Here is a 7,963-nt window from a genome sequence, read left to right on the forward strand (position 1 = left end):
CCGGGGCCCGGCGTTCAGTCGATGCCGGCCATGAGTTCGACGACGCGGTCCAGGAACACGTCCACCTGGTTCTCCTCGTAGCCGTCGGTTCCGCGTGCCTCGCGGAACACCGCTCGGCGGACGACGTCGACGCTCATGGGGACCTCGTGCTCGAGGTACTGCAGGAGCTCGTCGCACAGCCGGTCCACGTCGTCGACGTCGTAGCTCGGGACGGTCTTCTTCGCCGGGCGCCGGAAGCGCTCCCCCGGCGGGCGGTTGAGCCGGTTCCGGAGGACCGCCGCCGAACGGCCGATCTGCCGCAGCCACGCGTCCTCGCCCTGGGTGCGGATCAGGTGGTCGCGTTCCCGCAGGGCGAAGACGTCCTCGAGGCGGTCGAGCGCGGCGTCCACGGCCTGCGGATCGTAACCGCCCTTGACGGGGTCGAACGCCATGGCACGGACGTCCCTGCTGGTGATGGAGCTGTCCGGGCTGTCCGCGTTGTAGTGCCCGCGCGCCTTCTTCAGGAAGCGGTCCACCTGGCGCATGTTGTAGCCGAACTCCGTGCGGCTGACGCGCGCGAACGGAGAACTGCCCGGGCGAGGCACGTCCATCGTCTTGTGTCCTTCTGCTGAAACCTGGTGAGACCTGCGGGAGCCATACGCTCCGGGGCACTCGCCGACCTGCGGTTACAGCAACCCCGGAACCAATGTAGCGGACAGCAGGTACGCCATCGGGGAGGCGAAGACGATCGAGTCGAGGCGGTCCATCACCCCGCCGTGACCGGGCAGGATGCTGCCCATGTCCTTGACGCCGAGCTCGCGCTTGATCATCGACTCGGCGAGGTCGCCGGCGGTCGCGGACGCCACGATGACGACGGCGAGCACCAGCCCGACCCACAGCGGCTGCCCCAGCAGGAACACCGCGCAGAGTCCGCCGATCACCAGGGCCCCGCCGATCGACCCGCCGAAACCCTCCCAGGACTTCTTCGGACTGATCTTCGGCGCCATGGCGTGCTTGCCGAAGAAGACCCCGACCAGGTATCCGAAGGTGTCGTTGGCGACGGCGAGCAGCAGCACGGTGGCGATGACGAGGAACCCGCCCTCCGCGCGCATCAGGATCATCGCGAAGCTCAGCATGAACGGCACCCAGAGCACCGTGAAGGTCCCGGCCATCAGGCTCTTGGCGGCGTCCGGCGCGGGATCGACCGAGCGCCAGAGGAACAGCGCGAGGACGGCGAGGACGGTGGCGGCTGCCAGCCCCTCGGCGCCGCCGAAGTAGGCGGAGAACGGGAGCACCAGTGTCCCGGCCAGGGTGGGCACGAGCGGCACGTGGATGCGCCGCACCTCGAGTGCGCGGCAGGTCTCCCACACACCGACGGCCGCGAGCAGGGTCACGATGCCGACGAAGACCACGGGGAAGAACAGCAGTCCCACCAGCGTGGGGATCAGCAGCGCCGCGCCGACGCCGATCGCGGCGGGAAGGTTGCGGCCCGCACGCGACGGCGTACCGGCGTCCCTGGGCCCGCGCCGGAACAGCCGATGAGCGGACACGCGCGTTCTCCGGCGCGATCGGCGGGAGCCGGGAGCCGGGTCGGCGCCCGGAGCCACCGTCGTCCCGGCGGCGGCGACGCCGGAGGCGTCGTCTGTCCCGGCATCGGGCCCGGCGTCGGCTCCGGCCGCCCGGCCGCGGTCCGCACCGGGAGGATCGAGGTCTGCCATCAGACCTCGAGCAGCTCGGATTCCTTGCGCTTCAGCAGCTCGTCGATGAGGTCCACGCGGGACTTCGTCAGGGCGTCGAGCTCCTTCTCCGCGCGCGAGCCCTCGTCCTCGCCGGCGTCGCCGTCCTTGACGGCCCGGTCGATGCCGTCCTTGGCCTTGCGGCGGATGTTGCGGACGGAGACCTTGGCGTCCTCCGCCTTGGTCTTCACGAGCTTCACGTACTCCTTGCGGCGCTCCTGCGTCAGCTCGGGCAGGACCACACGGATCACGTTGCCGTCGTTGGACGGGTTGGCGCCGAGATCGGAATCGCGCAGCGCCTTCTCGATGTCGTTCAGTGCGCTGCGGTCGAACGGGGTGATCAGGAGCGTGCGTGCCTCGGGGTTCTGGAAGGACGCCAGCTGCTGCAGCGGGGTGGGCGCGCCGTAGTACAGCACCGTGATCTTCGAGAACATGGCCGCGTTGGCCCGGCCCGTGCGGACGGTCGCGAAATCGTCCTTCGCGACCTCCACGGCCTTGTCCATCTTGTCGGTGGCTTCCAGCAATGTCTCTTCGATCACAGTGTGCTCCTTCGCTCCGCAGTCGGCTGCCCGGCAGCCGTTCCAGTGTTCAATCCTAGTTCAGGGTGTGCCACGTCCCGGCCGGGCAGGGCGGCGGTGCACCGTCCCGGCCGGTCGGGCAGGGTCAGGCCGTGACGACGGTGCCGAGCTTCTCGCCGCGGATGGCACGGGTGACGTTGCCCTCCCCCTCCATGCCGAACACCACCATGGTCAGGTTGTTGTCCTTGCACATGGTCATGGCGGTCTGGTCCATCACCCGGATGTCGCGGCGCAGGGCCTCGTCATAGGACAGCGTGTCCAGCTTCTCCGCGGTCGGGTCCTTGTGGGGATCGGCGGTGTAGACGCCGTCCACCCCGCTCTTCGCCATGAGGACCTCGTCGGCGTGCACCTCGAGGGCCCGCTGGGCCGCGACGGTGTCGGTCGAGAAGTACGGCAGGCCCGCTCCGGCGCCGAAGATGACCACGCGCCCCTTCTCCAGGTGGCGGATGGCGCGCCGCGGGATGTACGCCTCGGCGACCTGGCCCATGGTGATGGCGCTCTGCACGCGGGTCTCCACGCCGGCCTGCTCGAGGAAGTCCTGCAGGGCCAGGCAGTTCATCACGGTGCCCAGCATGCCCATGTAGTCGGCCCGGGAACGGTCCATGCCGCTCTGGGACAGCTCTGCGCCCCGGAAGAAGTTGCCGCCACCGACGACGATCGCCACCTCCACGTCACCGACGGTCGCCGCGATCTGCTTCGACACGGACCGGACGGTCTCGGGATCGACGCCGAGCTTGCCGCCACCGAACACCTCACCGGAGAGCTTGAGGAGCACCCGGCGCCGACGCCCGGTACCAGCCGTCGCAGCGTTCGATTCGGTGTCCATGAGATGCCTCCCGGGCGTAGAACTGTGGGCCGTTCCTGGTTGGACGGCCTGTGGTGCGGGTTGTCGGGATGTTGCCGGATCCGTTACAGGATACGGCGCGCCTCCCGGGCGCAGGAAAGGGCGGCCACCTCCGGGGCGGCCGCCCCTTGTGCTACGGACCGTGCCTGCGGCCTAGGCTCCGACGCGGAACCGTGCGAAGGCCGTGGCCTTGGCGTCGGCGTCGGCGAGGACCGTGGCGACCGACTTCTTGGCGTCCTTGGCGAAGGCCTGATCCACCAGGACACCCTCCTTGAAGAAGCCCGTGAGACGTCCCTCGACGATCTTCGCCAGTGCCTGCTCCGGCTTGCCCTCGGCGCGTGCGGTCTCGTCGGCGATGCGGCGCTCCGACTCGACGAGCTCGGCGGGGACGTCCTCGCGGGTCAGGTAGGTGGGCGAGTACGCGGCGATGTGGACGGCGACGTCGTGGGTGGCCTCGACGGCGGCGTCACCGGATCCCTCGACGGCGAAGAGCACGCCGACCTGGGCGGGGAGGTCCTTGGACGTCTTGTGCAGGTAGGCGTCGACGATCTGACCTTCGACGCGGGCGATGCGGCGGACGTCGACCTTCTCGCCGAGCAGGGCACCGGCCTCGATGACGTGTTCGGAGACGGGCTTGCCGTCGAGCTCGAACGCGAGGAGCGTCTCGACGTCGGTGGCACCGGACTCGATGGCTGCTCCGAGCACCTTGTTCGAGAACTCGATGAAGGGGCCGGCCTTGGCGACGAAGTCGGTCTCGCAGTTGACCTCGACCATGACGCCGACGTTGCCCTCGACGCGAGCGGCCACGAGGCCCTCGGCGGTCGAACGGCCTTCGCGCTTCGTCGCGCCCTTGAGTCCCTTGATGCGGATCAGTTCGAGGGCCTTGTCGGCGTCGCCGTTGGCTTCGTCGAGGGCCTTCTTGACGTCCATCATGCCGGCGCCCGTGCGCTCGCGCAGGGCCTTGATGTCAGCGGCAGTGAAATTTGCCATACGAACTCCTAAGTTGATGTGGATCTACGACAAGCTTGCGCGGGCTCCTGCCCGCGGACGAGCATCCCGCGGTGAACATCCGCGGAACATGCGTAAGGGGCGTGGTTTGACCCACACCCCTTACGCAACGGGAACTACTTGGTGTCGTCTGCTGCGGCTTCCGTGACGGGAGCCACTGCTTCGGGGACTTCCTCGGCGATGGGGGCCTGCAGGCCTGCAGGAGCCTCGTCGGCGGCGGGGGCGGTCTCGGCGGGGGCTGCCTCGGCTGCCGGTGCGGCTGCCTCGGCGGTGTTGCCCTCGAGCAGTTCGCGCTCCCACTCGGCCATGGGCTCGTCGGCGGCGGCCGCGTCGTTGTTGCCCGAACGGTTGTGGCGGGCGATCAGGCCCTCGGCCACGGCGTCGGCGACCACGCGGGTGAGGAGGTTGACGGCGCGGATGGCGTCGTCGTTACCCGGGATCGGGAAGTCGACCTCGTCGGGATCGCAGTTGGTGTCGAGGATCGCGACGACCGGGATGCCGAGCTTCTTGGCCTCGTCGATCGCGAGGTGTTCCTTCTTGGTGTCGACGACCCACACGACCGAGGGAGCCTTGGTCAGGTTGCGGATACCACCGAGGTTGCTCTGCAGCTTGGTCAGCTCACGCTTGAGGAGCAGGAGCTCCTTCTTCGTGTGGCCCGAACCGGCGACGTCGTCGAAGTCGATCTCTTCGAGTTCCTTCATGCGCTGGATGCGCTTGGACACGGTCTGGAAGTTGGTGAGCATGCCACCGAGCCAGCGCTGGTTGACGTAGGGCTGGCCGACGCGCGTCGCCTGGTCGGCGATCGCTTCCTGGGCCTGCTTCTTGGTGCCCACGAAGAGGACGGTCCCGCCGTGGGCGACGGTGGCCTTGACGAACTCGTAGGCGCGGTCGATGTAGGACAGCGACTGCTGGAGGTCGATGATGTAGATGCCGTTGCGCTCGGTGAAGATGAAGCGCTTCATCTTCGGGTTCCAACGGCGGGTCTGGTGACCGAAGTGGACGCCGCTGTCGAGCAGCTGGCGCATGGTTACGACTGGCATGTTCTGCCTTTCTTCAGCTCCGGCTCTGGCGCAGCGCGCTGCCTGAAGCTTGTTGACGGTTGTCTCAGTACCGGCCGGGGTGGCCGCTACGTCCTGGCACCTGGTTGTCGTCGGGACGCCCCCTCCCTCACCGGCTTCCGCCGGACCGTGGGGAGGGCGCTTCAGCAGTGGAATGAGGCGCTGAATCGCAGGCACGCGTAGTCAGCCCGATGATCCCGCCCCGCGATGATGCCGTGGGCATGAGGAGGAGGAAGCAGCAGACTGCTTGAACAAGTGTACTACAGCGGCACTGCCGGTCAGGGCGCACGACGGGGGTCCGCCGGCGCCGCGGCCCTCCTGGTCCGCACCTGTCCACATGGCGTCGGCAGCCCTCTCCCTGCATCCCGGTGCAGGGGCAGGATGTCCGCATGGACCTCCCCGATCCGCCCGCTTCCTGGTTCCCGGTGTCCACCCGGCACGGAGGGTCGGTGCGTCCCGCCCGACCCGCCGGCCGTGCAGGCGGCGTCCCGGGCGGACGGCGCCGTGCTCGCGCTCCTCGTCTCGGACTGGCAGGCGTTCTCGTGGGCATGCTGCTGGTGCCGGTGGGAGCAGGAGGTCCGGCGTCCGCCACCGGCGCCGGGCACCGCGCTGCCGAGGATCGGCCCGTCGTCGTCGATCGCTTCCTCCCGCGACCCCCGGCGGCCTTCGTCCCGGAATGGTCGTGGCCGCTGACGCCGGATCCGACGGTGCTGCGCTCGTTCGAGAAACCACCGCGGAAGTGGGAGCGGGGTCACCGCGGGGTCGACCTGGCAGCCCGACGCGGGGCCTCGACCACCGTGGCCAGCCCCGCCGACGGCGTGGTGTCCTTCGCCGGCACCGTCGTGGACCGCGGGGTGCTGTCGATCGACCATGGCCAGGGCCGGATCAGCAGCTTCGAGCCGGTGACCACCGATCTGGTCGAGGGTCGGCGGGTGACCAGGGGTGAGGTGGTGGCGACCCTCGAACCACCGGGTGCTGATGGCTCCCCGCCCGGTCACTGCGGGGTGTCGTGCCTGCACTGGGGCGTGCGGCAGGACGGCGAGTACGTGGACCCGCTGGCCTTCGTGACGGATCGCCGTCCGTCGGTCCTGCTGCCGCTCGATGGATGACCGGCCGCGTTCCGTCCCGCGCCCTGCATACCTGTGGCGGGCGTGAAAGCCGGCGATCCGCCACACCTGCGGATGGAGGACGTCGTCCACGTCGGGGAAGCTAGACGAACGCGGCGATACCCGTGATCGAGCGACCCGCCACGAGCGTGTTGATCTCCTGCGTGCCCTCGTAGGAGTACACGGCCTCGGCGTCGGAGAAGATCTTCGCCATCTCGTAGTCGACGACGATCCCGTTGCCGCCGAGGATGTTGCGTCCGGCCGCGACGCTCTCGCGCATGCGCGCCGTCGTGAAGGCCTTGGCCAGGGCGGACTGCTCGTCCTTGGCCCTGCCCGCGTCCTCGAGCTGGGAGAGGCGGACCATCATGCCCATCGAGCTCATCGCATTACCGAGGATCTGGACCAGCTGCTGCTGGACGAGCTGGAAGCTGGCGATGGGCCGGCCGAACTGCTCGCGCTCCACCGCGTAGCGGCGCGCGACGTCGAACGCGGCGAGCTGCTGGCCGACGGCCTGCCAGCCCACGGAGAGGCGGGTGACCTTGAGGACCTTGTTGGTGTCCTTGAAGCTGTTGGCACCCTTGAGGTGGAAGTCGTCGGAGACGACGACGTTGTCGAGGACGATGTCGGCGTTCTCCACGGTACGCAGGGCGATCTTGTTTTCGATCTTCGTGGAGGAGAAGCCGGGCGTCGCGGTGTCCACGAGGAAACCCTTGACCTGGTTGTCCTCGAGGTCCCGCGCATAGACGACCACCCAGTCTGAGAAGGTCGCGTTGCCGATCCAGCGCTTGGCACCGTTCAGGATCCAGGTGTTACCGTCGCGGCGGGCGGTGGTCCGGGTGCCGCCGGCCACGTCGGAACCCCCGAGGGGCTCGGTGAGGCCGAACGCACCGATCTTCCTCATCGCGTAGATGTCCGGCAGCCACTCCTCCTGCTGCTCCTTCGAGGCGAGCGCCTCGATGGAGCCGGTGAAGAGCCCGTCGTGGACGCCCATGAACGTGGCGATCGACGTGTCCGCCCGCGTGAACTCGGCATGCGTGATCCCCGCGAAGAGGTTGGAATAGCCCTGCCGGTGGACGGGACTCACCGGATCCAGATCGGCGAGCTTGGGGATCAGGTCCTGGGGGAAGGCGCCCCGGTTCCACCAGTCCACGGCGTTGGGACGGACCTCGCGGGCGAGCCACGCGCGGATCTCCTCGAGCCGGGAGCGTTCCTTGTCGGACATCAGCTCCTCGAACGCGAAGAAGTCACCGTCCGCGTAGGGCAGGTTGTTCAGATCGATCGGCGTCTTGCTCATCGGATGTCCCTCGCTCAGGTCCTCGGCGACCGGAATCCCACGCGAACAGGTGGGCTGTACGGCGGGCGCGCGCTGCGCTCAAGAACATGTTACCCGTGGGTAACATAGGGCGCCAGTAGCGCGCATCCGTGCGGGGCGGGAAGGCGACGGGCATCAAGCAGCACCGGGGGGGACAGACGAAAGGGGAGGGGGGGGGGGGGTGGGGGGGGTGGGGGGGGTAGGAGGGGGGGGGGGGGGGGTGGGTTCAAGCGAAGAGCCCGCCTCCGCTCTCGAGGCCGCCAGGCAGTTGGCTGCCTCGTCCGGGTCGGCGGTGGCGGTATCCGGTGCGGTCGATCTGTTTGTCGGACCGGACGGACAGAT

8 protein-coding genes are annotated in these 7,963 nt (G+C 68.8%); 1 reads left to right on the forward strand and 7 read right to left on the reverse strand.

Features of this window, described 5'->3' with window-relative positions:
• Positions 1-14: 14 nt before the first annotated feature.
• The 6 genes from ACX80N_RS15435 to rpsB all read right to left on the reverse strand — a co-directional run bounded on the left by ACX80N_RS15435 (position 15) and on the right by rpsB (position 5,185).
• On the reverse strand, positions 15-590 hold the full coding sequence (locus tag ACX80N_RS15435) for a DivIVA domain-containing protein (RefSeq protein ID WP_459340091.1): 576 nt from the start codon (positions 588-590) through the stop codon (positions 15-17).
• A 75-nt stretch (positions 591-665) separates the two neighbouring features.
• Positions 666-1,697 (reverse strand): phosphatidate cytidylyltransferase, encoded by a 1,032-nt coding sequence (locus ACX80N_RS15440; RefSeq protein WP_459340092.1) that lies wholly within the window; start codon positions 1,695-1,697, stop codon positions 666-668.
• On the reverse strand, positions 1,697-2,254 hold the full coding sequence (frr, locus tag ACX80N_RS15445) for a ribosome recycling factor (protein WP_105031522.1): 558 nt from the start codon (positions 2,252-2,254) through the stop codon (positions 1,697-1,699). Before frr ends, ACX80N_RS15440 begins: the two co-directional genes overlap by 1 nt.
• Positions 2,255-2,378: 124 nt before the next feature.
• Positions 2,379-3,119, reverse strand: a complete 741-nt coding sequence (gene pyrH, locus ACX80N_RS15450) for a UMP kinase (RefSeq protein WP_105031521.1) — start codon at positions 3,117-3,119, stop codon at positions 2,379-2,381.
• A 171-nt stretch (positions 3,120-3,290) separates the two neighbouring features.
• A complete protein-coding gene (gene tsf, locus ACX80N_RS15455) occupies positions 3,291-4,127 on the reverse strand; it encodes a translation elongation factor Ts (protein WP_459340093.1) in 837 nt (278 codons plus the stop codon).
• Positions 4,128-4,261: 134 nt separating this feature from the next.
• Complete coding sequence (rpsB, locus tag ACX80N_RS15460; protein WP_459340094.1) at positions 4,262-5,185, reverse strand: 30S ribosomal protein S2; 924 nt, start codon at positions 5,183-5,185, stop codon at positions 4,262-4,264.
• Between the two features lie 407 nt (positions 5,186-5,592).
• Between rpsB and ACX80N_RS15465 the strand changes: the two genes are divergently transcribed.
• Entirely contained in the window at positions 5,593-6,312 is a 720-nt protein-coding gene (locus ACX80N_RS15465) for a M23 family metallopeptidase (protein ID WP_459340095.1), read from the forward strand.
• 100 nt (positions 6,313-6,412) lie between these two features.
• On the opposite strand, the gene ACX80N_RS15470 is transcribed toward ACX80N_RS15465, so the two are convergent.
• On the reverse strand, positions 6,413-7,603 hold the full coding sequence (locus ACX80N_RS15470; RefSeq protein WP_105031518.1) for an acyl-CoA dehydrogenase family protein: 1,191 nt from the start codon (positions 7,601-7,603) through the stop codon (positions 6,413-6,415).
• Positions 7,604-7,963 lie beyond the last annotated feature (360 nt).

The sequence above is a fragment of the Arthrobacter sp. MDT2-16 genome (genome assembly GCF_054510925.1).